Below are 25,606 nucleotides of genomic sequence, written 5' to 3'. Positions count from 1 at the left end.
GGCTTGGGGGCATCTACCCCCGATCAGCACCATCCGTAGCGAATCTTCAATAGTTGGTCCGAAAGGCGGCCATCAGGCGCTGCAACATCGCCATCGGACTGGGCCGGGTGACCACCTGATGGGTCGGCTGGATCGCCCTGAGATCGACCGGATCGGACGCCGCGAACATCGCCAGACCCGCCAGCGTCGCGAAGCCCGGACCCGAATGCGCCTCCGGCAGCGCGGTCAACCCGCGCGCACGTCCGACACGGACGGTGCGGCCGAGCGCCTGCTGCGCATAGTCGGCGATGCCCTTCAGCTCCGCACCGCCGCCGGTGAGCACCACCTGACGCCCGACGGGATCGTCGAAGTTCAGCTTGCGCAGTTCCTTCTGGATCTCTGCCATCAGCCGGTCGAGCCGCTGGCGGATGACCGCGATCAGCTGCGCCCGGGTGATACGCGTACCCTCGGCGTCCTCGTCAGGGCGGACCGGCGCCACGTCGATCATGTCGTGGTTGTCGCGCGGGCTCATGTTGGCCGAGCCGTAGAAGCACTTCAGCCGCTCGGCCTGATTGCGGCCGGTGCCGAAGGCGGAGGCGACGTCGTCGGTGATATCGGCGGCACCCATCGAGATGGAGGCGAGGCCAGTGAGCACGCCGTTGGCGAACACCGACACGTTGGTGACGCCCGCGCCGATCTCGACCAGTGCGACGCCGAGTTCGCGCTCTTCCTCGGACAGGCAGGCAAGGCCCGTCGCGACGGGGGCGGCGATGATCGACTTCACCTCCAGGTGCGCAGAGCGGACGCAGAGGTCGAGGTTGCGGACGGGCGAGCCTTCGGTCGCGACGACGTGGATCTCGACGCCTAGACGGTCGGCGTGGAGACCCATCGGGTCGCGCACGCCGCCCAGGCCATCCAACGAATAGCGCATCGGCTGGGCATGCATGACCATCAGCGCACCGGGATCGATGGCGTTGCGGCCGGCCTTCAGCAGCGCGTCAACGTCCGACTGCTCGACGCGATGGCCACCCAGGTCGACCTCCAGCTTGACGATGTCGGACAGGAGGCCGCCTGCCGAGAAGCTGACCCACACGTCCTCGATGTTGAGGCCGGCGATGCGCTCCGCCTGCTCCACCGCCTCGCGCACCGCGGTCTCGGTCGCCTTCATGTCGGCGATGTAGCCGCGTTTGACGCCGCGGCTCTCGCGCTGGCCGGTGCCGAGCACCACCAGTTCGCCGCCGTCCCCCTTTTGCGCGATCAGCGCCGACACCTTCGACGATCCGATGTCGAGTGCGGTAATCAGTCCTTCCGGTGTCACTTTAGCCATCGCCCTACCCCTTAAACGACGCCCGTGCTGCCTGTCTCTACGCTGCCCGTCTCATTGCCTTGGCCGGCCGGCGCAGCACCTTCCGCCGCGTTGCCGGGTTCGGCATCGTCGGCCGCGGGCGTGGCCGCGGCACCCGGCGCCATGCGCACCACCAGCTTGCTGGGATCGCGCAGGTCGAACCGGGCATAGCCCTTGCCCAGCAGGCCCATGGTGCCATCCATCTGCGCGAACTTCACCAGCGCGTTTGCTGCGGCCTTTTCCCCTTCGGGCAGCACCAGCGTCTCGCCCGACTGGAACAGCAGGTCCCAGCGGCGATTGCCGACCCAGGTCGCGGCCTTCACCATCGGACGGAGCGCCGGCGCGGCGGCGATCAGGCGCTGATAGGCCGGCTCCTGCGCATTGGCGCCTTCCCCGATCACCAGCGGCAGGCGCGGGATCGCGTGGGCGGGTACCTCGTCGAGCAGCACGCCCTTGTGGTCGATCAGCATCAGCTGGCCGTTGTTCTGCCAGACGGCGGCGGGATCGCGCTCGACCACGTCGATCACGAGGGTGTCGGGCAGCCGCCGCGACACGCGCGCATCGGCGATCCAGCCGTATTCGAGCAGGCGGTCGCGGGTGCCGTTCAGGTCCACCAGCGGCATCGCGCGCGAGCGCTGGTCGAGCGCCACGGCATAGACCGAATTGGCGTCCATGCGCTTGAGGCCGGTGACCTCGATCTGGGCGACGCGGAAGCCGAGGCTGCCGATCCCCTCGGCCATGGCGGTGCCGACCAGGCCGAAGACGCCGAGCCACCCGGCCGCGGCGATCGCAGCCCCGCCGACGAGCGCGGTGATGCCCCAGGCCGCCGCCTTGCGCACCGTCGCCTCGCCGCCGGGCACGCGGGCCACGGCGTGGTCGAGGATCGAGGCGCGGCGCTGGCGCTTGGGCTGCGGACGGCGCTTGGGCTTCACCGTGCGCGCCGGTGCCGGGCGCCGGGAACTTGCACGGCTCATTCGGTCGCTCCGTGGGTGAGGGCCTCGTCGACGATCCACTGTACCAGCTGCGGATAGGACATGCCCACCGCGCGTGCCTGTTCGGGCACCAGGCTGAGCGGGGTCATGCCCGGCTGGGTGTTGACCTCCAGCAGGAACAGGCCCTCGACGCCCTGGCTGTCGTCCCAGCGGAAGTCGGAGCGTGACGCGCCGCGGCAGCCGAGCCGCTGGTGCGCGGCAACCGCGATCGCCTTGCACGCCTCGGCGATGTCCTCGGGGATCTCCGCCGGGCAGACGTGCTCGGTCAGCCCCTCGGTGTACTTGGCGTCGAAGTCGTAGAAGCCGGACTTGGGGCGCAGCTCCGTCACGGCGAGCGCGCGGTCACCCAGCACCGCCGTCGTGAGCTCACGCCCACGGATGAATGGCTCGGCGAGCAGTTCGTCGAACTCCTGCCAGGGGCCGGTCGCGTCGCGCGCGATCGGGTTGCCGTAGTTGCCCTCGTCCGTGACGATGGCGACGCCCACCGACGAGCCCTCGTTGACGGGTTTCAGCACATAGGGGCGCGGCAGCGGATCGCGCTCGAACAGCTCCTCGGTCGCAACGATGCGGCCGCCGGGCATGGGGATACCGTGCGGGACCAGCGCCTGCTTGGTGAGTTGCTTGTCGATCGCGATCACCGAGGTGGCGAGCCCGGAGTGGGTATAGGGCAGGCCCATCAGGTCGAGCATGCCCTGCACCGTGCCGTCCTCACCGGGCGAGCCGTGGAGTGCGTTGAAGACTACGTCGGGCTTCGCTTCGGCGAGGCGGAGTGCCACGTCGCGATCCATGTCGATGCGCGTCACGCGGTGACCCAGCGACTCCAGCGCGTCCGCGACGCCCGTGCCCGACATTAGCGACACCGGACGCTCGGCCGACCAGCCGCCCATCAGCACGGCGATGTGAAGGGTGCGCTCGGTCACAGGGAAACTCCTTGGCTCGCGGCCAGAACGAGGGTGCGCGGCATCACTTGGCAAGTCCCACGCGCTGGATTTCCCATTCCAGCTCGACGCCGGAATGGGCCTTCACCCGTGCGCGCACTTCCTCGCCCAGCGCCTCGATCTCGGCGCTGCTGGCGGACCCCAGGTTGAGGAGGAAGTTGCAGTGCTTTTCGCTCACCTGCGCGTCGCCGCGGCGCAGGCCGCGGCAGCCGGCGGCGTCGATCAGCGCCCAGGCCTTGTGCCCGTCCGGGTTCTTGAAGGTCGAGCCGCCGGTGCGGCTGCGCAGCGGCTGGGACGCTTCGCGCTCCGCGGCGATGCGGTCCATCTCGGCGCCGATCGCGGCGGGATCACCGGGTGTGCCCTCGAACACCGCCTCGACCACGACGGCGCCGGCCGGCAGTTCGGAGTGGCGGTAGGTGTAGCCCAGCCGCTCGGCAGGCCAAGTCTCGATCGCGCCGGCGCGCGTGACGACCGTCGCCTCGACCAGGATGTCGCTGGTGTCGCGGCCATAGGCGCCCGCGTTCATCCGCACGGCGCCGCCGATCGTGCCCGGGATGCCGCGCAGGAACTCCAGCCCGGCGATACCCGCGTCGCGGGCGGCCGAGGCGACAGTGATGCCCATCGCCCCTGCCCCTGCCCGCACGCGGTTGCCGGGTTCGACGGACACGCGCGCCATCGCCTTGGGCAGGCGTACAACTACGCCCGGCACGCCACCGTCGCGCACGATCAGGTTGGAGCCGACGCCGACCGGGAGCACCGGCACTTGCGGGTCCAGCGTGGCGAGGAGATCCGCCAGCGCCTCGACCGTATCAGGACGCACCAGCCACTCTGCCGGACCGCCGGTGCGGAACCAGATGAAGTCGGCGAGCGAGCCCTGCGGCTCGACCTTGCCGGCGACCGGGGGCAGCGCGCCCGTGTCGAGGCGGAGGGCGGTGCTCATTTGCTCCAGCCCCACAGCTTCGCCCAGGCGAGCCATGCCTTCCACTGCGCCTCTGCCGCGCGACGGCCGGCATCCTGGAAGTCAGCGGCCTGGCTGCCGGCCTGGAGCATGCGGCGGACGGCATCCACCTGCGCCTCATGGGCGCGGAAGAGCTCGCGCTGCGCCTCGGTCGCGGTCTTGAACCAGTCGCTCATGCCGCCTGCTCCACGCGCGCCGCCTGGACGATCGCATCCGCGAGGCCGGCGGCGGTCTTGGTGATGTCCCCTGCCCCCAGGCAGACGATCAGGTCGCCCTCACGCGCGTCGGCGGCGAGGAGTTGCGCGAGTGCCTTAGCATCCGCGACCGAGCGCGCGGAGCGATGGCCGCGACGGCAGATGCGCTCGGCCAGCGCCTCCCCGCTCACGCCCTCGACCGGCGCCTCGCCCGCCGCATAGACGGGGAGTGCATAGACCGCATCGGCATCGTTGAACGCCTGCGCGAACTCGTCCATCAGCGCGCCGAGCCGTGAATAGCGGTGCGGCTGCACGACCGCGATCACGCGCCCGGCAGAGGCTTCGCGCGCAGCGGAGAGTACGGCGCGGATTTCCACCGGGTGATGCGCATAGTCGTCGATCACCGTCATCGCCGGCTCGGCGACCGTGCCGACCTTGGTGAAGCGGCGCTTGACTCCGCCGAAGGCACCGAAGCCGCTGGCGATGGTGGCATCGTCGATGCCCATCTCGATCGCGACGGCAATGGCGGCGAGCGCGTTCTGGACGTTGTGGCGGCCGGCCATCGGCAGGACGATGCCGGCGATGGTGCGCTGGCTGCCGTCGCGCTCCCGCACCACGGCGTCGAAGCGGTTGCAGCCGTCCTTCGACACGATGTTGGTGCCGCGGACGTCGGCTTGCGCGGCAAAGCCATAGGTCACGATGCGGCGGTCGCGCACCCGCGGGATGATCGCCTGCACCTCCGGATGGTCGAGGCACAGGATCGCCGCGCCGTAGAAGGGCACGTTCTCGACGAACTCGACGTACGCGTCCTTGGCGCGGTCGAACGAGCCATAATGGTCGAGATGCTCGGGATCGATGTTGGTGACGACCGCGATCGTGCCGTCCAGGCGCAGGAAGCTGCCGTCGCTCTCGTCGGCCTCGACCACCATCCAGTCGCTGGCGCCCAGCCGCGCGTTGGAGCCATAGGCGTTGATGATGCCGCCGTTGATGACGGTGGGGTCGACCCCGCCGGCGTCGAGCAGGGCTGCGATCAGCGAGGTGGTGGTCGTCTTGCCGTGGGTGCCGGCGACCGCGACGGTGGACTTGAGGCGCATCAGCTCGGCGAGCATTTCGGCACGGCGGACGACCGGCACACGGCGGGCGAGCGCAGCCTCGACCTCCGGGTTCCCGCGCTGGATGGCGGTCGAGGTCACCACCACCGCCGCGTCACCCAGATTGGCGGCGGCATGGCCGATCGCCACCGGGATGCCGCGGTCGCGCAGGCCCTGGACGACATAGCCCTCGGCCACGTCGGAGCCCTGCACGCGATAGCCCAGGTTCTTCATCACCTCGGCAATGCCGGACATGCCGATGCCGCCGATGCCGACGAAGTGGATCGTGCCGATGTCGGTTGCGACGCCCTTCATGCCAGCGCCTCCCGCACGGCGGGCTTGGCCGATCCGCTCGGGATCCGGGCCGGAGGCGAGTCGATGCTCTCGACCAGGTCGGCGAGGTCGCGGACGGCGTAGGGGCGGCCGCAGCTGCGCGCGCGAAGCGCGGCATTCTCCAGCGCCTGCGGCTCCAGCCCGAGCTTCTGGATCTGCTTGGCGAGCTCCGTCGGGGTGAAGGCCGTCTGCGGAATGGTGCGCGCGCCGCCCGCCTGGGTGATCTCGCGCGCGTTGACGGTCTGGTGATCGTCGGTGGCGCTGGGAAGCGGCACCAGGATCGCCGGCCGGCCGGCGGCGGTGAGCTCGGCGATGGTCGAGGCACCGGCGCGTGCGATCACGACATGGCTCCAGGCGAGGCGCTCGGGCAGGTCGGGCAGATAGGTCGCGATCTCCGCCGGGATACCGTGCTCGGCGTACTGCGCGCGCACGCGATCAATGTCCTCCAGGCGCGCCTGGTGCGTGACCTGCAGGCGACGGCGGAAATGGAGCGGAAGCAGCGCCAAGCCATCCGGCACGACCTGGCTGAGGATGCTCGCGCCCTGGCTGCCGCCGGTCACCAGCACGCGGAACAGGCCGTCTTCCTCGGGCGTCGGGAACGGGCGGTCGCGCAGGGCGAGCACGGACTCGCGAACCGGGTTGCCGACGAGGTGGACCTTGCCGGCGTAGGCGGGCTTCAGCCGCTGCACGTCTTCGTACGAGGTCGCGATGGCGTTCACGCGCCCGGCGACGAAGCGGTTGACACGGCCGAGCACGGCGTTCTGCTCGTGAATCACGGTCGGCACCTTGCGCGCAAAGGCCGCGAGCAGCGCCGGGAGCGCGGGATAGCCGCCGAAGCCGACGACGGCAGACGGCTGGAAGGTGTCGTAGAGCGCCATCGCCATGGCGCGGCCGGCGAGCATCTCGCGCCCGGCGCGCAGCCAGCCCAGCGGCCCGCCCTGGAGGCGGCCGGCGGGAAGCACGTGGGTCTGAACGCCGTCGAACAGGCCTGGGAAACGGACGCCGCGTTCGTCGCTGACCAGCGCGACGCGATGGCCGCGCGCGGTCAGCTCCGTCGCAAGGGCCGCCGCGGGGACCATGTGCCCCCCCGTGCCGCCAGCTGCCAGGACATAATGTTTCGATCCGCGCATCAACCGTTCCACCGGGTACCGTAGGGAGATCGCGTCAGATACGGGTTCCGGCGCGTGAAAGCGAGCAGCAGTCCCATGCCGAGCGACAGCGCGATCATCGAAGAGCCGCCATAGCTGATGAACGGCAGGGTCATGCCCTTCGAAGGCGCGATGCCGGTGTTCACCGCCATGTTGATCAGCGCCTGCAATCCGAACTGCACGGCAAGGCCGGCGGCGGCGAGGAGGCGGAAGGCATCCTCCTCGTCCAGCAGCCGCACGAACACACGCACCACCAGCGCCAGGAACAGCAGCGCGATCGCGGCACAGGCGATCAGCCCGAACTCCTCGCCCACGACCGCATAGATATAGTCGGTGTGCGCTTCCGGCAGCTTGAACTTGATGCGGCCGCCGCCGGGACCCGTGCCGGTGATGCCGCCGGCCGTCAGCACCGCATGCGCCATGTCGGTCTGGTAGCTGTCGGTATGGACGGCGTTTGGATCGGGGAAGAGGAAGCTGTCGATACGGATGCGCGCCGTGTCGTAGAAGACATAGGCCGCGACCACCCCGCCTGCGCCCAGCGCGCCCAGCAGCGCCATGATCCGGGTGGAGATGCCCGCGATCATCAGCAGGGTCAGCCACACCGAGCCGAAGATGATCGTCTGGCCGAAATCCGGCTGGAGCATCAGCACGCACCCTACCAGCGCAGTGAGCGCGCCGGTGATCGGCACGACCGGCAGGTGCGGATCCTTGGCGCGGAACGACAGGATCCAGGCGGTGGCGACGATAAACAGGGGTTTGAGGAACTCCGAGGGCTGGAACTGGCTGATCCCGACCCCGATCCAGCGCCGGGCGCCGTTGATCTCGACGCCGATCAGCGGCGTCGCCATCAGCAGCACCAGGAACACGGCGGCCCCGCCCAGCGCAAAGCGCCGTGCCGCCGTCGCGGGCAGCATCGAGACCCCGATCATCACCGGGAAGGACAGCACCACCCACAGGGCCTGGCGCCAGAAATAGGCCATCGCCGGGATCTTCACCGCGCCGCTGGAATAGCGCACCGCCGTGGCGGGGCTGGCGGCGGCGACGGCGACCAGCCCGAGCGCGACCAGCAGCATCGCGATCAGCAGCAGCACCCGGTCGATGTCGCGGAACCACAGGCCGATCGGCGAGCGGGCGCCGCGGCCGACATGGCGCTGGACGCGCTCGCGCAGGGGATCGGCACGGAGAGAAGCGGCGCGCGCAACATCGGTCATCGCAGGTCCTCCACCGCGCGCACAAAGGCGCGCCCACGCTCGGCATAGTCGCTGAACTGATCGAACGAGGCGCAGGCCGGCGACAAGAGTACCACCTCGCCCGGCTTCGCACGGGCGGCGGCGGCGCGGACGGCTGCGTCCAGCGTGCCTGCTTCCTCCACCGGCAGGTCGGGGGCCAGCACCTCGGCGAAGCGGGGGCCGGCCTCGCCGATCGTATAAGCGCGCACGACATGGCCGAAGCCGGGACGGCAGGCGTCGAGATCGTCGCCCTTGGGCTTGCCGCCCAGGATCCAGTGGATGCGCGGGAAGGCGGCGAGCGCGGGCGCGACGGACTCGGGGTTCGTCGCCTTGCTGTCGTCGATGAAGGCGACGCCGTTCACTTCCGCCACCCGCTGCATGCGGTGCGGCAGGCCGGCAAAGCTTGCGAGGCCGGCGTCGATGGCGGCGTTGTCGACGCCCAGCGCCTCGCAGGCGGCGATGGCGGCGAGGGCGTTCTGGGCGTTGTGCGGCCCCTGGAGCGACGGCCAGCGGGACTGGTCCATGCAGACGCCGGGCGCGATCTTGGTCAGGTCGGCGCTGCGGCCCGCTTGCGCGACCTGGCGGGCGATCAGCGCCGAAGGGGTGTCGCCGATGCCGATGATCGCGGCATGGCCAGCGGACTGCATCGCGAACAGCCGCGCCTTGGACGCGGCATAGGCGTCGAAGCCGTCGTAGCGGTCGAGATGGTCGGGCGTGATGTTGAGCAGCACCGCCGCGTCGCAGTCGAGCGTGGTGGTGAGATCGATCTGGTAGCTCGACAGTTCGAGCACATAGACGCCGCCTTCCGGCAACGGCTGCTGCTCCAGGATCGGCAGGCCGATGTTGCCGCCCATCAGGGTCGGGACGCCGGCAGTCTGGAGGATGTGGTGGATCAGCGCGGTCGTGGTCGACTTGCCGTTGGTGCCGGTGATGCCGACGACGCGGTGGGGCGGCAGATCGGCGCGGGCCTGCGCGAACAGCTCGATGTCGCCAAGGATCGGCACGCCCGCGGCGGCAGCCTTTGCGGCGATGGGGTGGCTGTTGAGCGGCACGCCCGGCGACACGATCACGCCGTCGAACCCGGCGAGGTCGATTTCCAGCGGGTCTGCGAGCGTAGCACCGGTCACGGCGTCACGGCGCGCGGGATCGCTGTCCCAGGCAGTGACGTTCGCGCCACCGGCAAGCAGCGCGTTGACCGTGGCGATGCCGGAGCGTGCAAGCCCCAGCACCGCATAGCGCCTGCCGGACCAGCCGCCCGCGACGATCATCGCAGCTTCAACGTCGACAGGCCGGCGAGTGCCAGCACCAGCGCCACAATCCAGAAGCGGATCACCACCGTCGCCTCCGCCCAGCCGAGCTGTTCGAAATGATGGTGGATCGGGGCCATCTTGAACACCCGCTTTCCGGTGCGCTTGTAGAAGAACACCTGGATGATGACGCTGAGCGCCTCCACCACGAACAGGCCGCCGATGATGCCGAGCACGATCTCGTGGTGCGCGGTGACGGCGATCGCGCCGAGCGCGCCGCCGAGCGCCAGGCTGCCGGTGTCGCCCATGAACACGGCGGCAGGGGGCGCGTTGAACCAGAGGAAGGCGAGGCCCGCCCCAGCGATGGCGCCGCAGAGGATGGCGAGGTCGCCCGCCCCCGCCACATAGGGAATGCCGAGATAGCCCGCGAACTTGGCGTTACCCGCGAGATAGGCGATCACCATGAACGCGACCGAGGCGATGATCACCGGCATGGTCGCCAGGCCGTCGAGCCCGTCCGTCAGGTTCACGGCATTGCCGAACGCCACGATCGTGAAGGCGGCGAAGACGACGTAGAACGGCCCCAGGTCGATCGCGACGTTGGAGAAGAAGGGCACGTAGAGCTGGGTGCCGGTCTCGCGGATGATCAGCCAGCTGGCGATGCCGGCGATCACGAACTCCAGCAGCAGGCGGACGCGCCCCGGCACGCCCGCGGTGCTCGCCTTGCGCACCTTGTCATAGTCGTCGAGGAACCCGATCGCCGCAAAGCCGAGCGTCACGAACAGACACGCCCAGACGAACGGGTTGCGCAGGTCCATCCACAGCAGGATGGACAGCGTCATGGAAGTCAGGATCATCAGGCCGCCCATGGTGGGCGTGCCGACCTTGGCGAGATGGGTCTGGGGCCCGTCCGTGCGGATCGGCTGCCCCTTGCCCTGGCGGACGCGCAGCCAGCCGATGAACCAGGGGCCGATGATGAGGCCAAGGAACAGCGCCGTCGCGACGGCACCGCCGCTGCGGAAACTCAGATAGCGGACGAGGTTGAGGACGCCCGGAAAGCCCAGCGTCTCGGCGATCAGATACAGCATCAGCCTCTTTCCGCCAGCGCCGCCACCACGGCTGCCAGCCCCACCCCATTCGAGCCCTTGACGAGAACCGCGTCGCCCGGCGCAAGCAGCGCCAAAAGGCGGTCCTGCGCGGCAGCGGCGTCGGGCACATGGACGAAATCGACCGTGCCCTCAAGGGCTTCGGCAAGGGCCTTCATGCCCGCACCCACCAATATGGCGTGCGAAACCCCCGCTTCGCCGAGCGGGCCCGCCAGCTCGGCGTGGAAGCGGTCGCTCGCCTCCCCCAGTTCGCGCATTTCGCCGAGCACCGCGAGCTTGCGGCCCGGCTCCTCGGCCAGCACCTTGAGCGTCGCGCGCATCGAGGCGGGATTGGCGTTGTAGCTCTCGTCGATCAGCAGCGCGCCGCCCTCGCCGATCGCGATCTCCGTGCGCGCGCCGCGGCCGGGCAGCCCCGGCAGGTCGGCAAGCGCGAGCCCGGCCTGGGCGAGGTCGCCGCCGGCCGCCTCGACCGCGGCGAGCACGGCCATCGCGTTGGCGACCCAGTGCACGCCGGGAGGCGCCAGGGTAAAGCTCAGTTCGCGATCTCCGAGCTTCGCGATGACGAAGGTGCCGCCGGTGCCGATCGCGACATGCTCGACTGCGCGCACGTCCGCGCCCTCGCCCAGACCGAAGGTGACGATCCGGCCGGCATGCGGGCGGGCCGCAGCGATCAGGCGATCCCGGTGCGGGCTGTCGAAGGGGATGATGGCGATGCCGCCGGGCTCCAGGCCCTGGAAGATCTCCCCCTTGGCGTCGGCGATGGCGGCTTCGGAGGGGAAGAAGGCGGTGTGCGCCGGGGCAATCGTGGTGACGACCGCGATGTGCGGGCGCACGATGCGGGTGAGCGCCGCCAGTTCGCCCGCGTGGTTCATGCCCATTTCGAACACGCCGAAGCGGGTGGCCGCCGGCATGCGCGCGAGGCTCAGCGGCACGCCGGTGTGGTTGTTGTAGCTCTTGACCGAGCGGTGCGCGCTGCCCGGCGCGCCGCGGTTCAGGGCAGCGAACAGCGCCTCCTTGGTGCCGGTCTTGCCGACGGAGCCGGTGACGCCGATCACCGTCGCGTCGGTGCGGGCGCGGGCGGCACGGGCCAGTGCCTCGAGTCCGGCCGTGGTGTCCGCCACCCGCACGCTCGGATGCGGCGTGTCGGCCGAGACCAGCGCGCCGGCGGCGCCCCGGGTGAAGGAACCGTCGAGGAAGCGGTGGCCGTCGGTCGCCTCACCGCTCAGCGCAACGAACAGGTCCCCGGGAGCCACCTCCCGCGAATCGAAGGTCACGCCGCTCGCGGCGAAATCGGCCGAGGCGGTGCCGCCGGTGGCAGCCGCGATCTCGGCCGAGGTCCACAAGGGTGTCATGCCGTCCCCGCACACTCCCGGGCCACCGCGACATCGTCGAACGGCAGCACCAAATCTCCGACGATCTGCCCCTGTTCGTGCCCTTTGCCGGCGAGCAGCACGATGTCCTCGGGTCCGGCTTCCGCAATGGCGGCGGCGATCGCGTCGCGGCGGCCGCCGATCTCGCGTGCATCCGGCGCGCCTTCGAGCACCTGGGCACGGATCGCGGCCGGGTCCTCGCTGCGGGGATTGTCGTCGGTCACGATGACCAGGTCGGCCCCAGCGGCGGCTGCCGCACCCATCGGCTTGCGCTTGCCGGTGTCGCGGTCGCCACCGGCGCCGAACACCACGATCAGCCGGCCGGCGGCATGGGGCTTCAGCGCGGCGATCGCCGCCTCGAGCGCGTCAGGGGTGTGCGCATAGTCGACGTACACCGGCGCGCCGCTGCGGGTGATGACCGCGCGCTCCAGCCGGCCACGCACCGGCTGGAGCCGGGAAAGGCCGGCGAGCGTCGCCTTGAGATCGCCGCCGGTCGCCAGCACCAGCCCCGCTGCGGTGAGCGCGTTGGCAGCCTGATAGGCGCCGATCAGCGGCAGGTTGACCTTGTGGGTCTCCCCTTCCGCCTCGATCAGGAGCGTCTGACCCAGCAAGGTGGGATCGCGGCCGACGAGGCGCAGCGTCTCGCCATGCTCGCCAACCGTGAGCAGCCGGTTGCCGCGCATGCGGGCGAGGTCGATCACGCGATCGGCGTGGGGATCGTCCACCCACACCACGGCCGCGCCGTCCGGGTCCAGCACTTCGGAGAAGAGGCGCAGCTTGGCGGTGAAATAGGTCGCCATGTCGCCGTGATAATCGAGGTGATCGCGGCTGAGGTTGGTGAAGGCGGCGGCGCGAACCGGCAGGCCTTCGGTGCGGTATTGGGAGAGGCCGTGGCTCGATGCCTCGAACGCGACGTGGGTCACGCCCTCGCGCGCGAGGCCGGCGACGTTGGAAAGGAAGGTGACGACGTCGGGCGTGGTGAGGCCGGTCGAGACGCGATCGTCGGCGGTGGTGACGCCGAGCGTGCCGATCGAGGCGGCGTGATGCCCCTGCATGCGCCACAGCTGGCGGGTGAGCTCGACCGTCGAGGTCTTGCCGTTGGTGCCGGTCACCGCGACCGCGGTTTCCGGAAACGGCGCAAAGAACGCTGCCGCGAGCCGGGCGAAGCGCTCGCGCGGGTTGCGGTCGGCGATGTGGACTGCGCCCTGGACTACCGCCTCTGGCCGAGCAACCACGGCGATCGCACCGGCGGCAACGGCTGCGGGGATGAAATCCTCCCCGTTGACCGTCGCGCCCTCGAACGCGCCGAAGATCGTGCCCGGGGCCACCTTGCGATGGTCGATGGCGAAGCCGGTGACGGCCGGGCCGCCTTCGGTGCCGAGGAGAGTTCCCAACTTCATTCCGGTCCCGCGCTCTTTTCCTGGCCAGCGGGATGCCACAGCAGCCCGCGCAATTCGCTCGTGTCGACGTCGGCCCGCGCATCCGGGATCACGCCCAGCAGCGGCCCCGTGCGGCTGATCACCCGCGACGCCACCGGCGCGGCCGTCCAGGCGGCGCTGGTGAAGCCGTAGGTTTCCTTGGTTCCCTTGGGCGAGTCGAGCATCGCGATCACCACATAGCGCGGGTGGTCCATCGGGAAAGCCGCCGCGAAGGTCGAGACGTTGACCTTCTTGGAATAGCCGCCCCCCGACACGCGCTCGGCCGTGCCGGTCTTAGCGCCGACGCGGAAGCCGGGAGCCTCGCCGCGGCGGCCGGTGCCTTCCTGCACGACCAGCCGCAGCAGCTGGCGCATGCGGTCGCTGGTCGCCTGGCTGAACACGCGCCGGCCCTTCGGAACCGTGCCCGGTTCACGCTTCAACAGCGTCGCCGGGCGCCAGATGCCGCCGTTGACCATGGTCGCATAAGCCGTGGCCAGGTGGAGCGGCGTCACCGCGATACCATGGCCATAGGCGGAGGTCATGGTGGTGGTCCGCGCCCAGAAGGTCGGCCAGATCGGGCGCGCCTTCTCGATCTCGATGCTGGGCGGCGTGTCGAAGCCCAGGCTGCGGAAGAGCGTGCGCATCCGCGCCTCGCCCATTTCGTCGGCGATGCGGGCGGTTGCGATGTTCGAGGAGTGGACCAGCGTCTCGGGGATGTTGAGCCAGCGGCGCTCGGCATGGTCGTCGTGGATGCGGAACCGGCCGATCGGCAGCGGCTGGGTCGCGTCGTAGCGCTTGCTCATCGAGCTCGCGACGCCGGTCTCGATCGCGGCGGCGACCGTCAGCGGCTTGAAGGTCGAGCCGAGCTCGTAGACGCCCTGGGTCGGGATGTTGAGCTCGGACCCGCCGCTCGTCACCTTGTTGGGATTGAAGGTGGGCAGCGAGGTCATCGCCATCACCTCCCCCGAATCGACGTCGAGGATGACGCCGGCGGCACCCACCGCCTGGAAGCGCGCCATCGCCTGGCTGAGCTCGCTCTCCAGCGCCGCCTGCACGCGCACGTCGAGCGACAGCGCGACCGGCTGGCCGCGTTCTGCCGGGTCGGTCAGACGGGTGTCGAGGTAGCGCTCCATGCCGCGCATGCCGCGGCCGTCCATGTCGAGATAGCCGAGCGCATGGGCGGCGAGCGTCGACTGCGGATACAGCCGCTCCGGCTCGCGCGCGAAGACGATGCCCGGCTCGCCCAGCGCGTTCACCTGCCCCACCAGCTCGGGGAGCGCGCGGCGGCGGAGATAGCGAAAGGTCGTGTCGCTCTGCAGGATGCGGCGATAATAGCCGGCGTCGTGCTCGGGAAGGACCGCCGCCAGCTGCTCGGCGAGCAGCGCCTTGTCGCCGATCACCTTGTTCGGCCGCACCGCGATCGACCAGGCATCGATGGTGCGGGCAAGCGGCGCGCCGTTGCGGTCGACGAGGTCGGCGCGCAGCGGCACCAGCGCCGCCGCCGCGTCTCGCGAGGAGGCGGGCGAGGTCGAGATGGCGAGCGTCGCCAGCCGGAGCAGCACCATCGCCACGCCCGCCGCGAACAGCAGCAGCACGATCATCAGCCGCACATGCGCAATGGCGACCAGCGAATGCCGGCCGCCATCACCCTGGCGCTGAGTCATCGGGGGCGCGACGACGACGATCACCGGTTCTTCACCGCCTCCTGCCGGGCACCGCGGGCGAGATCGCGCAAGGTGCGGTCGCTGAGCAGCGTCTGATCGAGCATCGCCACGGCCTGTGCCTTGCGCTCGGCCGGGCGGCTAGGTGCGGCGGTCACCAGGCCGGCGGTGCGGACCGGGGCGGCGGCAGGCTTGCGCACCGCGGGCGCGGCGCTTGCGACGGCGACCGGTGCGGCGGCAGCCTTGCGCGGCGCCGGCTGCGTCCGCCCGACCGCCACCGGCGCTGCTGCGGCGGCGGGCTTGGTGGACGCGGCGCTTGCGGTGGCGACCGGTGCGCGGGTGGCCACCGCTTCGGCTGCGGCCTTGGCTGCGGCGGCGTCCGCCTCCGCCTGCGCCATGGTCGCGGCGGTCAGCACCACCCCGGCGCTCGGCACCACATAGGACGCGAACTGGACATCGTCGCCGGGGGTGCGGCCGGGCAGCTGCGCCAGCATCGCCTCGCCGCCGACGAACTGCTCGGCACGCGGAGCGGCCAGCGAGAGGACGTCGCCGTTCCAGCGCTCCAGCTGCGCGAGGTTAGCGCGGGTGTCGAACTCCGTCTCCAGCACGCGGATGTCGTTGCGCGCCTTCACGATCGCGCGCTCGACCGATTCGACGCGGCTGCGCTCGGCGGCCACCTGCGAGGTGACGAGGTAGAAGGCAGGCGCGACCACCGCGACGCACAGGCACCAGCCGAGTGTCTTGAACCCGAACGCTGCCATTACTTCACTCCTGCCTCTGTCCATGCCGCGGCGGCCGTACGCCGGGCGGTTCGCAATGTTGCCGATCGTGCGCGCGGGTTGCGCGCGAGCTCCGCCTCGCCGGCGCGGACCGGCTTGGCGGGGGATTCGAAGCTGGGCGCGCGGCCTGCCGCCTGGGCGGGCATGTGCCGCGATCCCGAGGGCGTGCTGCCGCTGCGCTCGCGGAGGAAGCGCTTGACGATGCGATCCTCCAGGCTGTGGAAGGTCACCACCGCCAGCCGCCCGCCGGGCTTGAGCACGCGCTCGGCCGCTTCCAGCCCGCGCTCCAGCTCGTCGAGCTCGGCGTTCAGGTGGATGCGCAGCGCCTGGAAGGTGCGGGTCGCCGGGTCCTTCTTCTCGTGCGGCTTGTGCCCGAGCGCGCGGCGGACGATCGACGCCAGCTCGGCCGTGCGGGTGATCGGACGCGCCTCGACGATCGCGCGTGCCACCCGGCGCGAGCGGGGCTCCTCACCATAACGGTAGAGCACATCGGCGATCTCCACCTCGTCGGCGGTGTTGACGAAGTCGGCTGCGGTCGGCCCCGACTGGCTCATCCGCATGTCGAGCGGCCCGTCCGCCTGGAAGGAGAAGCCGCGCTCCGCCTGGTCGAGCTGCATGGAGGACACGCCGATGTCCATCGTCACGCCATCGACGGGCACCACACCCAGATCCGCCAGCGCCGAGGCCATCGAGGAGAAGGGCGCCTCGACCAGCGTCAGCCGCTCGCCCGCTTCGGCAAGCGTCGGCGCGGCATTGGCCACCGCATCGGGATCGCGATCGAACGCGATCACCCGCGCGCCCCGGCCGAGCATGGCACGCGTATAGCCGCCGGCGCCGAAGGTGGCGTCGACATGCACTTCGCCGGGCTCGATCGCGAGGCCGTCGAGCACCTCGTCCAGCAGCACGGGGATGTGGGGCGCGTCGCTCATCGCAGCCCCTTCTCTTCCATGCAGAACTCGACGAGCTCGCGCGTCTCCTCGGCGATGCTCTCGTCGGCGAGCAGCGCTTCGGGGTTCCAGATGTTGAAGGTGTTGCCGCGGCCGTGGAAGAAGGCCCACTTCTCGATCTTGGCACGGCGGCGGAAGAAGGTCGGCAGCACGAAGCGGCCGGCGCTATCGAACGGCGCCGATTCCAGGTTGCCGAACGCATTGCCCGCCACGTTGTAGTCCACCGCCTCCCCGCTGTCCTCGACCGCCAGTTCGCGCGGATCGATGCGCGCGTGCAGGATGCGGGGCCAGTTGACGTCGAACCCGACCAGGCAGCCGTGCTGGGAATCGCGCGCGATCAGCAGGTCGCGGGCGTCCGCGTTGCGCTCCAGGGCGGCGCGCAGCTTTGCGGGAACAGCGACTCGCCCTTTGGCGTCAACTGCTTGCAGCCCGTAGCTCAGATAGAGTTCTCGGTCTGACACGCTGCCCCAATCGGTCGCGCAGCGTCGCCTTCCCCGCTGTCCTCACGATGCTGGCGCCGGCCAGTCGCGCTTCGGCTTCGCGGCGGAGGTGCTGCCCCCTCGTTGACACATTCGTATCAAATCCATCTTTGGCCCACAATGGGCTAACCTGGGTGAGAGTGGGATTTACCGCCACTTTTTCCCGCTTGGTCCGGGATTCACCGCCACGCGCAAGAACGCACCCCCCGGGCCGCGGAGGCGGGAGCGGTCGAATGGCAGTGGGAGGGAGTGGGAAACGCCGCCCGATCGGGGCCACAGGCGTGCCAGCGCGCACGCCGAATGGCGTTGCACGGGCTCGTCCGTCAGCGGGTGGAAATCGCCCCTATTGGGGGATCGAAGCCGGCGGCTCCATCGGCGCGAGCTTGGCAGGCGGCGCGATGCTGTTGGTGGCGGCGGGCGCGATGCCGAGCTCGGCGAGCGGCTCGCGGCCGGCATCGGCGGTGCTCACGCCCTTGTCGGTCCCGGTCATGTTGGCGACCGTCTCCACGTTCGGCGCGCCGACCGCCACCACCGGCGCATCGTTGCGCGCGGAACTGACCAGCGCACTCGCCAGCAGGATGAGGATGAGCACGACGGCGAGGCCGGTCATCCCGACCCGCACACGCTGCATCGCGCTCAGCTGTTCATTGGCATTCGGCATGCGTGAAGGAGAACTAGTCGAATCGTCCGCCACTGTCGACCGCGGCGTCAGGCTGCCGCCGCTTCGCGTCGCGGTGCGAGGCCCTTCGCCGCCAGCCATTCGGGGTTGTAGAGGGTGGAGAGATAGCGAAAGCCCGTGTCGCACAGGATGGTCGCGACCCGGCTGCCGGCCCCGAGCTCCCGCGCCAGGCGCACGGCCCCGGCGACGTTGATGCCCGACGACAGGCCGACGCAGATCCCCTCCTCGTCCAGGAGGCGGCGGACCCATTCATAGCCCTCGGCATCGGAGATGCGGAACTGGGTGTCGATCGGCGCCCCCTCCAGGTTGGCGGTGATGCGCCCCTGGCCGATGCCTTCCGCGACCGAGGTCCCTTCGGACTTCAGCTCGCCACAGGCATAATATTCGTAGAGCGCCGCGCCGTGCGGATCGCTGAGCGCGATGGTGACATTGGGATCGCGCTCCTTGAGCGCCAGGCCGACACCCGCAAGCGTGCCGCCCGTCCCCGCCGCACAGGTGAAGCCGTCGATGCGGCCGTCCATCTGGTCCCAGATCTCGGGCGCGGTGCCGGTGATGTGCGCGCGGCGGTTGGCGATGTTGTCGAACTGGTTCGCCCAGATCGCGTTCGGCGTCTCCTCGGCGATGCGGCGCGAGGTGTGCACGAAATGGCCTGGATTCGAATAAGGCGCCGCCGGCACCAGCACGAGCTCGGCGCCGAGCGCGCGCAGCGTGTCCATCTTCTCCCGGCTCTGCGTCTCCGGCATCACGATGATGGTGCGATAGCCCTTGGCATTGGCGACCAGCGCCAGGCCGATGCCGGTGTTGCCGGCCGTCCCCTCGACGATGGTGCCGCCGGGCGCGATCAGGCCGCGCGCCTCCGCATCCTCGATGATCGAAAGCGCCGCGCGGTCCTTCACCGAGGCGCCGGGGTTGGCGAACTCGCACTTGCCGTAGATTTCCGCGCCCGCAGCCTCGCTTGGACCTTTCAACAGGACGAGCGGAGTGTTGCCGATCAGGGCGAGCGAGTTGGGAGCGGTGTGCATGACGGCTACATGGGTGCAGGCCGCCGCGGGCACAAGCAAGCGATGCTACGGGCAGGCCAACCCGCATTCGCTGGATGCCCGCGCTTTTCGGTTCAGCTTGGCGCGCGAAGGCAATAGGGCCCGGGCCGGACACAAGGGGATTTCCACCATGAAGCTGTCGCACTCCATCGCCGCGCTCGCGGTGTGCGCTCCTGCCGCCGCCGTGGCGCAGGAGGCGACGCCGCCCGCGAACGACGTGGTGGTCACCGGCCGCGGGCTGGAGACACCCGCCGAAGCAACGGTGGCAGTGGTCGAGATCGACCGCGAGCGTATCCTGTCGGAAGCGAGCCACCGGCTCGAGACGCTGCTCGCCGACGCGGCCGGCCTGCAGCAGTTCCGGCGCGCCGACTCGCGATCGGCGCATCCGACTGCGCAGGGGCTGTCCCTGCGCGGGATCGGCGGCAATGCGTCGAGCCGCGCGCTGCTGATCCTGGACGGGGTGCCGCAGGCGGACCCGTTCGGCGGCTGGGTCGCCTTCCCCGCCTATGCGACGGAGCGGCTGGGACGCATCCGCGTGACCCGCGGCGGAGGCAGCGGCTTCTGGGGGTCGGGCGCGCTCGCCGGCACGGTCGAGCTGGAGAGCGCGACGCCGGATCAGCTGTCGCCGCTCACCGGCAGCATCGCCTATGGCAGCCGCGACTCGGTGGAGGCCAACGGATCGGCAACGCTGGTGCGCGGCAGCGGCTTTGCGACGGTGTCGGGCGCCTATGCCCGCGGCGACGGCTTCGTGCCGACCGTAGCGGAAGACCGCGGCCCCGCCGATCGCGCCGCGCCCTATGAGCAGGCGTCGGGCGCGATCCGGGCGGGCGTTGCGATCGCGCCGGAGACGGAAGTGCAGGTCAACGTCAGCGCCTTTACCGACCGGCGCGAGCGCGGCACCGCCTTTACCGACAACAGCAGCGAGGGCGCGGACGCGAGCGTGCGGCTGGTCGGGCGCGGCCGCTGGGGCTGGTCGGCGCTGGGCTACGTCCAGACCCGCGCCTTCGCGAGCAGCTTTGCGAGCGTCGATGCGACCCGCACCACCGCCACCCAGTCGCTGGACCAGTATAACGTGCCGGCCACCGGCATCGGCGCGCGCTTCGAAGTCGCGCCGCCGGTTGGCAAGGGCATCTCGCTGCGGCTGGGCGGCGACGTGCGGGCGCTCGAGGGGCGCACGCAGGAACGCTACACCTTTGTCGCGGGCAGCCCGACGCGCCGCCGGGAGACCGGCGGGCGGACGCAGACGCTGGGCCTGTTTGCGGACGGATCGGCGCAGCTGGGCGACCTGACCCTGTCGCTGGGCGGGCGTGTCGATTGGTGGCGGATCGAGGACGGGCATCTCGACGAGCGTGCGCTCACCGGGGGCGCAGCGCTGACGGACACGCGCTTTGCCGACCGGGACGGCAGCGAGGCGACCGGGCGTGCGGGGATCTCGTGGCAGGCAAGCGACGCGATCGCCTTGCGGGCCGCGGCCTATCGCGGGTGGCGGCTGCCGACGCTCAACGAGCTCTACCGTCCGTTCCGGGTGGGGCCGGACGCCACCGCCGCCAACCCGGACCTGGCGCCGGAGCAGCTGACCGGGGCCGAGGGTGGCGTCACCCTCACCCCGCTGCCGGGCATGCAGCTGTCGGGCACCTTCTTCTGGAACCGGCTGGAGGATGCGATCGCCAATGTGACGGAGGGCCGCGGGCCGGGCAATTTCCCGGGCGTGGGCTTCGTGTCGGCGGCGGGCGTCTATCGGGTGCGGCGCAACCTCGACGCGATCGAGTCGAAGGGGTTCGAGCTGGATGCGAGCTACCGGCCGGGGCCGGTCGGCGCGCGCGTGTCCTGGTCGCACACCGATCCGCGGGTGGAGGCGTCGGGCAGCGCCGCGGCGCTTGACGGGCTGCGGCCGGCGCAGACGCCGCGCGACCTGGTGTCGGCGACGGTGGACTGGCGGCAGGGCGGCTGGGGTGCCGCACTGACGCTGCGCCACGCCGCCCGCCAGTTCGAGGACGATGCCAATGCGGAGGCGCTGGCGCCCGCGACCACGGTGGACGCCTTCTTCGCGGCACCGATCCGCGCCGGCTTCTCCCTGGAGCTGCGGGGCGAGAACCTGCTCAACGAGCGGGTGGAAACCGGCATCAGCGGCGCCGACGTGGTCGAGCGGGCGTCGCCGCGGACGCTGTGGGTGGGGCTGCGCTACCGGGGGTAAGCGGCATACTGGGTACGAGGAGGCCTACATCTCCACGACGGTCCCGGCGAGACGTTCGACCTCCCCGGGATCGTGGGTGACCATCAGCATGGGCAGCGCGAGTTCGTCGCGCAGCCGCTCGATGGTGCGCATCACCTCCTCGCGCCGGTTGCGGTCGAGCGAGGACATGGGTTCGTCCAGCAGCAGGAAGCGCGCGCCCGACAGCAGTGCACGGCCGATCGCGACGCGGCGCGCCTCCCCGCCGGACAACGTGCGAGGCCAGCGATCGAGCACGGGTTCGAGCTCCAGCAGCGCCACCGCCTCGTCGAAGCCGATCAGCGCCCCTTCCCGCGCGGCGCGGCCGGCGCCGTAGCGCAGGTTGCTGCGCACCCGCAGGTGCGGGAACAGCCGCGCCTCCTGGAAGACATAGCCGGCCTGGCGCCGGGCCACGGGCACGTCAGTGCCCGTGGTGGAGTCGAACAGCGTGCGCTCGCGCACGCGGACATGGCCGCGATCGGGGCGAACCAGGCCAGCGACCATGTTCAGCACCGTGGTCTTGCCGGCACCCGAGGGACCGAACAGGACCGTCAGCCCGGGTGCGGGCGCGATCCGGCACGCGAAGCTTCGGTCGCCGCGGCGGAGCACGACATCGACGTCAAAGGACATGCAGCCTCCGCCCGGAACGGCGGGTCAGCACCTCCGAGATGACGAGCGCGGCCAGGGCGAGTGCAACCGAAAGGAGCGCCAGCCGCAGCACCGCCGGCTCGCGCCCGGGCACCTGGAGCGCATCATAGATGGCGAGCGGCAGCGTCTGGGTTTCGCCCGGCACGTTGGAGACAAAGGTGATCGTCGCCCCGAACTCGCCGAGCGCACGCGCGAAGCCGAGGACGGCGCCTGCGAGCACACCGGGAAGGCTCAGCGGGAGGGTGATCGTCGCAAACACGCGCGCCCGCCCTGCCCCGAGCGTGCGTGCGGCCGATTCGAGGCGGCGGTCGACGGCCTCGATCGAGAGCCGCATCGCGCGCACCATCAGCGGCAGTGCCATCACCGCCGCCGCGATCGCAGCCCCGGTCCAGCGGAACAGCACGGTCTCACCGGTCCAGCGTTCCACGAGCGCGCCGATCGGGCCTGCGGGCGCGAAGGCGAGCAGCAGCAGCCAGCCGGTCACCACCGGCGGCAGCACCAGCGGCAAGTGGACGATGCCGTCGAGCAGCACCCGCCCGGGGAAGCGCCCGCGGGCGAGCAGCCAGGCGAGGGCGAAGGCGACCGGCAGCGCCGCTGCCACCGCCACCCCGCCGACGCGCAGCGACAGCCAGACGACGGTCCACTCCTCGGGCGACAGTTCCACTGTTCAGCGCGTCGAGAAGCCGAAGCGCGCGAAGATCGCCTTGCCCTCGCGGCTGTTCAGGAAGCGGCGGAACGCCTCCGCATCCGGGCTGGTGCCGTTCTTCAGGCGCGCGGCGGGATAGACGATCGGCGGGTAGCTGCCGACGGGAAACACCCCTGCGATCCGCACCTTTGCAGAGGCGCGGGCGTCGGTCGCGTAGACGATGCCGAGCGGGGCCACGCCGCGCTCCACCAGCGCAAGGGCCGCGCGCACGCTTTCGCCGCGGACCACCAGCGGTGCGACCTGCTGCCAGCCGCCGAGCTTTTCGAGTGCCGCCTTGCCGTATTTGCCCGCCGGCACCGCATCGGGATTGGCCATGGCGAGCCGCCCGCGAGGCCCGAGCGCGCGGCGGAGATCGACGCCGGGGCGCAACGCGACGCGAACGCTGCTGCCCCGCGGTGCGATCAGCACCAGCCGGTTGCCGAGAAGGTCGCTGCGCGTGCCGGGCACGACCAGACCGCGCCGCTGAAGATCGTCCATCCAGTCCCGATCGGCGGACACGAACAGGTCGGCGGGCGCGCCGGAGGCGGCCTGCCGGGCGAGCGCCGAACTGGCGGCGAACGACAGGCGGGGCCGCGGATGACCGCGGCGCGCCCAGGCGTCGGCCGCCGCGTTCATCGACTCCTGCAGGCTGGCCGCGGCGAGCACCAGCGGCGGCCGCGGCTGTGCGGCAAGCGGGGCGGAGGCGCCCGCTAGACCCAGCAGCGCGAGCGCAGCGAGCACGCCTCGTCTCAACATCCCCGTCTCCGTCTCATTCCGCCGTTCCTAGCGGGAGACGGACGCGGTTGCACCTGTCGCTTGGCCGGCCGGCTGCGGCCGGCCGAACGGGTCAGGACTTGCCGGTCATCTGGCCGATGGTGGCGCGGCCGAAGCTTGCGATGAGTTCGCCGATTTCGCGCGCCTGGGCGACCGAGCGCGTGCTCTGTTCGCGCAGATATTCGCTTTGCAGGCGCATCACCTCGGTCATGTCGTGGGCCTGGGCGGCGGCACGCATCATCCGAAAGGCTTCGCGGGTGTTGGTCTCGGCCTGGTCGAGCATCCTGAGGCCGAGCTCGCTGCCCTGGCCGGCGATTTGCCCGCCGGCTGCGCGCATGCGCTCGCCCGCGGCGCGCAGCCCCTCGGCCATGCCGCCGGCCGCGTCACCCGATCCGCCCGGCATGCCGTCGCCGCCGAAGGCATTGTCCGCGCCGCCGATGCCGGCTCCCGTGGTTGCGGCACCGTCGCCTGCGGGTTCCGAGGTGCTGTTACCGGCATTTTCTTCCGCCATGTCTGTCTCCTGCCGGCGCGGCGCCCGGCCTCGAAAAGGGGGTCTGCCCGCGCCTGTCGGTGCGACGCGCGAGGATCGGCAAGGTTCCGCGCCGGCCGGCCGTTTCATCTCCGCAACGGAACGACTTCCCGCGCGAGAAGTTGATCGTCTCCCAGCCGTCGTCCTTGAGCGGAGTCGAGCCGTCGCCACCGCCTATGAATTCAAGCCGCACGAGCGGCCGCTGCTTCCGGGCTCGCCGGCGACGCCCGAGCATCCGCTCGGCCGCCGCTACGCCTATTTCGCAGTGGGCACGTTGCTTGGGATCACGGGCGGCCTGAACAACGGGCTGCTCACCGCCAACCTGCCCCAGATCCAGGGTTCGCTCGGCCTGACGCCCGTGCAGGGAGGCTGGCTGACCGCGATCAACGCGATGACCAGCGTGTGCATGGGCATGCTGCTGATCAAGTTCCGCCAGCAGTTCGGCCTGCAACGCTTCACCCGCGTGTTCCTGGTCGCGTTCCTGTGCCTCAACGTCTTCCAGCTGTTCGTCCACGGCTATGTGACGCAGCTGATCGTTCGCGGGGCGGCCGGGCTGGTGGGAAGCGCGCTCACGACGCTGTGCTTCATGTACATCATGCAGTCGCTGCCGGCGTCGATGCGCCTGTCCGGCATGATCATCGGCTTCGGCTCCTCCACGGTGGCGCTGCCGCTGGCGCGGGTGATCTCACCGCTGCTACTGCTGGACGGCCACATCCAGAACCTGTTCCTGTTCGAGTTGGGCCTGACCCTCGCCGCGCTCGCCTCGGTCGGCCTGCTCCGCCTGCCCCCCAGCGAGCGGTTCCAGGCGTTCGAGCGGATCGACTTCCTGACCTTTGCCCTGTTCGCACCGGGCATGGCGCTGCTGTGCGCGGTGCTGGTGCAGGGTCGCATCCAGTGGTGGACCACCGAATGGCTGGGCTATGCGATCGCCGCGGCGATCCCGCTGATCGGGACCGCACTGCTGATCGAGCATAACCGGGCCAACCCGCTGCTCAACACACGCTGGATGCGCAACGGCAACATCCTGCGCTTCGCGACCGTCGCGGCATCGATGCGCATCCTGCTGTCCGAACAGAATTTCGGCTCCATCGGCCTGCTGACCGCGCTGGGCATGGGCAACGAGCAGTTGGTCACGCTGAACGTGGTGGTGGTGTTCGCCTCCATCGCCGGCATCTGCGTGAGCCTGGCGACCCTCACTCCGAACGAGCTGGGCCTGCCGGTGATCGCGTCGGTGGTGCTGATCGGCATCGCCGCCTGGATGGACTCGCACGCGACCAACCTCACCCGGCCCGCCAACCTCTACCTGAGCCAGGCGCTGATCGCCTTTGCCGCGCTGTTCTTCCTGGGGCCGATGATCATGATCGGCATCTTCCGCGCGCTCGCCCGCGGGCCGAGCCACATCATCAGCTTTTCCGCCGTGTTCGGCATCTCCCAAACGATGGGCGGGCTGGTCGGGTCGTCGCTGCTGGGCAGTTTGCAGATCGTGCGGGAGAAGTTCCACGCGTTCCAGATCACGCAGGCGCTGACGACGACGGACCCGCAGGTCGTGTCGCGCATCCGGCAACTCGGAGGCGCCTATGCGTCGGCGATCGGCGATCCCGTCCGGCAGCAGGCGCAGGGCACGAGCCTCCTAGCCCAGCTGGTCACGCGCGAGGCGAACATACTGGCCTACAACGACGTTTTCCTGATGGTCGCGATGCTCTCGGTCGTGCTGACCGTGTGGCTCGGCGGCTATTGGCTCTATCACAAGGTGCGCGGGGTCAACCCGTTGGCCGAGGAACTGGCAGCAGTGCAACGGATGCGACAGACGACGTGAGCGATACCCGCC

At 70.6% G+C, this 25,606-nt stretch carries 24 protein-coding genes; 2 read left to right on the top strand and 22 right to left on the bottom strand.

Annotated features, from left to right (window positions below; all coding sequences use genetic code 11):
- Positions 1 to 46: 46 nt before the first annotated feature.
- The 18 genes from ftsA to VPH46_RS11180 form a co-directional block, all read right to left on the bottom strand.
- Positions 47 to 1,306: a cell division protein FtsA gene (gene ftsA, locus VPH46_RS11265; protein ID WP_416611282.1), complete on the bottom strand. Its 1,260-nt coding sequence runs from the start codon at positions 1,304 to 1,306 to the stop codon at positions 47 to 49.
- Between the two features lie 11 nt (positions 1,307 to 1,317).
- Positions 1,318 to 2,298 carry a cell division protein FtsQ/DivIB gene (locus tag VPH46_RS11260; RefSeq protein ID WP_416611280.1) on the bottom strand — a complete coding sequence of 327 codons (981 nt, stop codon included), beginning with the start codon at positions 2,296 to 2,298 and terminating at the stop codon, positions 1,318 to 1,320.
- Entirely contained in the window at positions 2,295 to 3,236 is a 942-nt protein-coding gene (locus tag VPH46_RS11255) for a D-alanine--D-alanine ligase (protein ID WP_125961448.1), read from the bottom strand. Before VPH46_RS11255 ends, VPH46_RS11260 begins: the two co-directional genes overlap by 4 nt.
- 43 nt (positions 3,237 to 3,279) lie before the next feature.
- A complete protein-coding gene (murB, locus tag VPH46_RS11250) occupies positions 3,280 to 4,194 on the bottom strand; it encodes a UDP-N-acetylmuramate dehydrogenase (RefSeq protein ID WP_416611278.1) in 915 nt (304 codons plus the stop codon).
- Positions 4,191 to 4,388, bottom strand: a complete 198-nt coding sequence (locus tag VPH46_RS11245) for a hypothetical protein (protein WP_132883230.1) — start codon at positions 4,386 to 4,388, stop codon at positions 4,191 to 4,193. The genes murB and VPH46_RS11245 overlap by 4 nt, the downstream gene beginning before the upstream one ends.
- Positions 4,385 to 5,812 (bottom strand): UDP-N-acetylmuramate--L-alanine ligase, encoded by a 1,428-nt coding sequence (murC, locus tag VPH46_RS11240; protein ID WP_416611276.1) that lies wholly within the window; start codon positions 5,810 to 5,812, stop codon positions 4,385 to 4,387. Before murC ends, VPH46_RS11245 begins: the two co-directional genes overlap by 4 nt.
- Entirely contained in the window at positions 5,809 to 6,960 is a 1,152-nt protein-coding gene (murG, locus tag VPH46_RS11235; RefSeq protein WP_125961451.1) for an undecaprenyldiphospho-muramoylpentapeptide beta-N-acetylglucosaminyltransferase, read from the bottom strand. Before murG ends, murC begins: the two co-directional genes overlap by 4 nt.
- Positions 6,960 to 8,189, bottom strand: a complete 1,230-nt coding sequence (locus VPH46_RS11230; RefSeq protein ID WP_239434599.1) for an FtsW/RodA/SpoVE family cell cycle protein — start codon at positions 8,187 to 8,189, stop codon at positions 6,960 to 6,962. The genes murG and VPH46_RS11230 overlap by 1 nt, the downstream gene beginning before the upstream one ends.
- Positions 8,186 to 9,475: a UDP-N-acetylmuramoyl-L-alanine--D-glutamate ligase gene (murD, locus tag VPH46_RS11225; protein ID WP_416611273.1), complete on the bottom strand. Its 1,290-nt coding sequence runs from the start codon at positions 9,473 to 9,475 to the stop codon at positions 8,186 to 8,188. The genes VPH46_RS11230 and murD overlap by 4 nt, the downstream gene beginning before the upstream one ends.
- Positions 9,472 to 10,542 (bottom strand): phospho-N-acetylmuramoyl-pentapeptide-transferase, encoded by a 1,071-nt coding sequence (mraY, locus tag VPH46_RS11220; RefSeq protein ID WP_125961454.1) that lies wholly within the window; start codon positions 10,540 to 10,542, stop codon positions 9,472 to 9,474. Before mraY ends, murD begins: the two co-directional genes overlap by 4 nt.
- Positions 10,542 to 11,912 carry a UDP-N-acetylmuramoyl-tripeptide--D-alanyl-D-alanine ligase gene (locus tag VPH46_RS11215; protein WP_416611271.1) on the bottom strand — a complete coding sequence of 457 codons (1,371 nt, stop codon included), beginning with the start codon at positions 11,910 to 11,912 and terminating at the stop codon, positions 10,542 to 10,544. Before VPH46_RS11215 ends, mraY begins: the two co-directional genes overlap by 1 nt.
- The gene (locus tag VPH46_RS11210; RefSeq protein ID WP_416611269.1) at positions 11,909 to 13,330 is read right to left on the bottom strand and encodes a UDP-N-acetylmuramoyl-L-alanyl-D-glutamate--2,6-diaminopimelate ligase; all 1,422 of its coding nucleotides are present in this window, start codon (positions 13,328 to 13,330) and stop codon (positions 11,909 to 11,911) included. Before VPH46_RS11210 ends, VPH46_RS11215 begins: the two co-directional genes overlap by 4 nt.
- Positions 13,327 to 15,012: a peptidoglycan D,D-transpeptidase FtsI family protein gene (locus VPH46_RS11205; protein ID WP_416611402.1), complete on the bottom strand. Its 1,686-nt coding sequence runs from the start codon at positions 15,010 to 15,012 to the stop codon at positions 13,327 to 13,329. The genes VPH46_RS11210 and VPH46_RS11205 overlap by 4 nt, the downstream gene beginning before the upstream one ends.
- A gap of 20 nt (positions 15,013 to 15,032) precedes the next feature.
- Positions 15,033 to 15,770: a hypothetical protein gene (locus VPH46_RS11200; protein WP_416611267.1), complete on the bottom strand. Its 738-nt coding sequence runs from the start codon at positions 15,768 to 15,770 to the stop codon at positions 15,033 to 15,035.
- Positions 15,770 to 16,717, bottom strand: a complete 948-nt coding sequence (gene rsmH, locus VPH46_RS11195) for a 16S rRNA (cytosine(1402)-N(4))-methyltransferase RsmH (protein ID WP_416611265.1) — start codon at positions 16,715 to 16,717, stop codon at positions 15,770 to 15,772. The genes VPH46_RS11200 and rsmH overlap by 1 nt, the downstream gene beginning before the upstream one ends.
- Positions 16,714 to 17,196 (bottom strand): division/cell wall cluster transcriptional repressor MraZ, encoded by a 483-nt coding sequence (locus tag VPH46_RS11190; protein ID WP_132883220.1) that lies wholly within the window; start codon positions 17,194 to 17,196, stop codon positions 16,714 to 16,716. Before VPH46_RS11190 ends, rsmH begins: the two co-directional genes overlap by 4 nt.
- 361 nt (positions 17,197 to 17,557) lie before the next feature.
- Positions 17,558 to 17,875, bottom strand: a complete 318-nt coding sequence (locus VPH46_RS11185; protein ID WP_239434590.1) for a hypothetical protein — start codon at positions 17,873 to 17,875, stop codon at positions 17,558 to 17,560.
- A 47-nt stretch (positions 17,876 to 17,922) separates the two neighbouring features.
- Entirely contained in the window at positions 17,923 to 18,915 is a 993-nt protein-coding gene (locus VPH46_RS11180) for a cysteine synthase A (protein WP_416611262.1), read from the bottom strand.
- Positions 18,916 to 19,063: 148 nt separating this feature from the next.
- On the opposite strand from VPH46_RS11180, the gene VPH46_RS11175 reads away from it, so the two are divergent.
- Positions 19,064 to 21,127 carry a TonB-dependent receptor gene (locus VPH46_RS11175; RefSeq protein WP_416611260.1) on the top strand — a complete coding sequence of 688 codons (2,064 nt, stop codon included), beginning with the start codon at positions 19,064 to 19,066 and terminating at the stop codon, positions 21,125 to 21,127.
- 24 nt (positions 21,128 to 21,151) lie between these two features.
- Here the strand turns inward: VPH46_RS11175 and VPH46_RS11170 are convergent, their stop codons facing one another.
- The 4 genes from VPH46_RS11170 to VPH46_RS11155 all read right to left on the bottom strand — a co-directional run bounded on the left by VPH46_RS11170 (position 21,152) and on the right by VPH46_RS11155 (position 23,760).
- The gene (locus VPH46_RS11170) at positions 21,152 to 21,772 is read right to left on the bottom strand and encodes an ATP-binding cassette domain-containing protein (RefSeq protein ID WP_416611257.1); all 621 of its coding nucleotides are present in this window, start codon (positions 21,770 to 21,772) and stop codon (positions 21,152 to 21,154) included.
- Entirely contained in the window at positions 21,762 to 22,448 is a 687-nt protein-coding gene (gene modB / locus VPH46_RS11165; protein WP_416611400.1) for a molybdate ABC transporter permease subunit, read from the bottom strand. Before modB ends, VPH46_RS11170 begins: the two co-directional genes overlap by 11 nt.
- 9 nt (positions 22,449 to 22,457) lie before the next feature.
- The gene (gene modA / locus VPH46_RS11160; protein WP_416611255.1) at positions 22,458 to 23,231 is read right to left on the bottom strand and encodes a molybdate ABC transporter substrate-binding protein; all 774 of its coding nucleotides are present in this window, start codon (positions 23,229 to 23,231) and stop codon (positions 22,458 to 22,460) included.
- A 91-nt stretch (positions 23,232 to 23,322) separates the two neighbouring features.
- Positions 23,323 to 23,760, bottom strand: a complete 438-nt coding sequence (locus VPH46_RS11155) for a phasin family protein (RefSeq protein ID WP_416611253.1) — start codon at positions 23,758 to 23,760, stop codon at positions 23,323 to 23,325.
- Positions 23,761 to 24,043: 283 nt separating this feature from the next.
- Between VPH46_RS11155 and VPH46_RS11150 the strand changes: the two genes are divergently transcribed.
- Positions 24,044 to 25,594, top strand: coding sequence for an MFS transporter (locus VPH46_RS11150; RefSeq protein ID WP_416611251.1), 1,551 nt, complete (start codon positions 24,044 to 24,046; stop codon positions 25,592 to 25,594).
- Positions 25,595 to 25,606: the final 12 nt, after the last annotated feature.

The organism is Sphingomonas sp. MJ1 (PH-R8) (assembly GCF_048058635.1).
Classification (GTDB): domain Bacteria; phylum Pseudomonadota; class Alphaproteobacteria; order Sphingomonadales; family Sphingomonadaceae; genus Sphingomonas.
The sequence above is the reverse complement of the archived record's forward strand: the minus strand, read 5'-3'. Positions and strand labels throughout refer to the sequence as shown.